The organism is Vibrio sp. 10N.222.54.E6, assembly GCF_041473955.1.
Classification (GTDB): domain Bacteria; phylum Pseudomonadota; class Gammaproteobacteria; order Enterobacterales; family Vibrionaceae; genus Vibrio; species Vibrio tasmaniensis_A.
On record NZ_JBFRTD010000067.1, the window covers coordinates 1 to 1,436 of the forward strand.

Below are 1,436 nucleotides of genomic sequence, written 5' to 3' on the forward strand. Positions count from 1 at the left end.
GGAGGGTGCGCTGGGTGCGTTTTTTCATAATAAATATCCTTATTGAGTGATAAATTTATCAAGTGTTTGGTCATGATGGAGTAAAAGACCTCCTTGCCTGAGAAGCTGGGAAGAAGGGTTAGGTTGTCCTAGGCAGACCGTGCAACGTGCAAATTAAACGGCGCGTGGGGAGAAAGGTTAAAATCGACAGGTATAGGCACGCATCATAAAGAAAACAGAGAAGATTTCGCGTACTTCAAACCGCGATTACGACTCACATGTTGCTTCCAATTTTGAGCGCTAATGATGGTGTTCTTAAGCTTCCGATAACGTTTTTTACAAGCATTCTTTGAAGCTGGGAGAGTGAGACGGTTAACTGATTGAACTTGTTTTTGAACCGCAACAAAATGAACACCCTTCCAATAGAAAGGGAATGAAAGGTGTCCAGTAAAAGACAGTAAGGCGGCAAACGCCATGTGTTCACGCCCGACCGTTCCCAGTTCTTTGACGCTGACAAAATCCCCTTGTTCAACAAAGTGGCCTAATACATTCGCCGCCTCATCTGTACGACAATGTCCGTAGATAATCTGCATCGTTCACACTCCTTTTTAGGACATTGTTTTGTTCTTTTAAAAAAGCAAAACAATGGGCTCTCTTTCAAGAGCCGTGCTACAAACTGGCTTGAGCATTCTTGTAGTAGAATGCGCACATCCAAAGGGTGTGGTGTCTGGTATTCCCAAGTAACTCTATTTCACCACTCAACCAGCGTGCTTAATTGAGTAGAAAAACAGCCTTGGACTTCGCCCCAGAGAGGGCTCCTGAATTTGTTAGGCATATTACGCAGGCCTGCGCCCCTCTGCGGCGCTTTTTGCAATCGTGAAGGCAGCCCACCTTCGAGGCCATCTGAAATAAGATCTCAGACGGCAATATCATTCGTTACAGCGACCAATTGGGAAAACGTTTGAGATGATCTTCTAATCGAAGTTTCCCTTCGCGCTTTTTGGCCCGTTCTGCTCTTTTCGCCGATAGCGTTAACGTTTTATTCGCGTTTGCTGAAAGACTAAAAGCGATACCGACTTCCTTGTTATCAACCCTACATTCTGATTTCAAATTCATACAAAATCCTTTTCAATTAAGAAAAACCGAAACGACCGAGTTCAAACTGAAATATCGCTGAACCCTCTAATCGTTCAAAAGTGACCCAGAATTATTAAACTTATTTGCTTTTGTGATGGGCCTCTCAATCTTGCAATTTAACATAACAAATATAATACGCACCAAATTAAGGTGCTGATTTTAAAGAAAATAAATGGGTTTTTAATGTTGGCGCTATTGTTATTAGACATAATTAATATATTAATTATTTTAATTTCACTCCCTCAATGTGCTATAAATTTTTCTAAGGTTATTTGTTATCTTTTTGTTATTTATCGGTTTTTTATCCGTGCGTATTATTT

Annotated in this window: 2 protein-coding genes; both read right to left on the bottom strand. The window is 40.9% G+C overall.

The window, feature by feature from the left end:
* Positions 1 to 203: 203 nt before the first annotated feature.
* Positions 204 to 572 (bottom strand): hypothetical protein, encoded by a 369-nt coding sequence (locus tag AB4513_RS24240; RefSeq protein ID WP_048660709.1) that lies wholly within the window; start codon positions 570 to 572, stop codon positions 204 to 206.
* A 343-nt stretch (positions 573 to 915) separates the two neighbouring features.
* Positions 916 to 1,095, bottom strand: a complete 180-nt coding sequence (locus tag AB4513_RS24245; RefSeq protein ID WP_016800598.1) for a TraY domain-containing protein — start codon at positions 1,093 to 1,095, stop codon at positions 916 to 918.
* Positions 1,096 to 1,436 lie beyond the last annotated feature (341 nt).

What these genes read in the sequence shown, in the direction of transcription:
- AB4513_RS24240 (WP_048660709.1), bottom strand. Translation starts at nt 572, where the DNA reads ATGCAGATTATCTACGGACATTGTCGTACAGATGAGGCGGCGAATGTA.
- AB4513_RS24245 (WP_016800598.1), bottom strand. Translation starts at nt 1,095, where the DNA reads ATGAATTTGAAATCAGAATGTAGGGTTGATAACAAGGAAGTCGGTATC.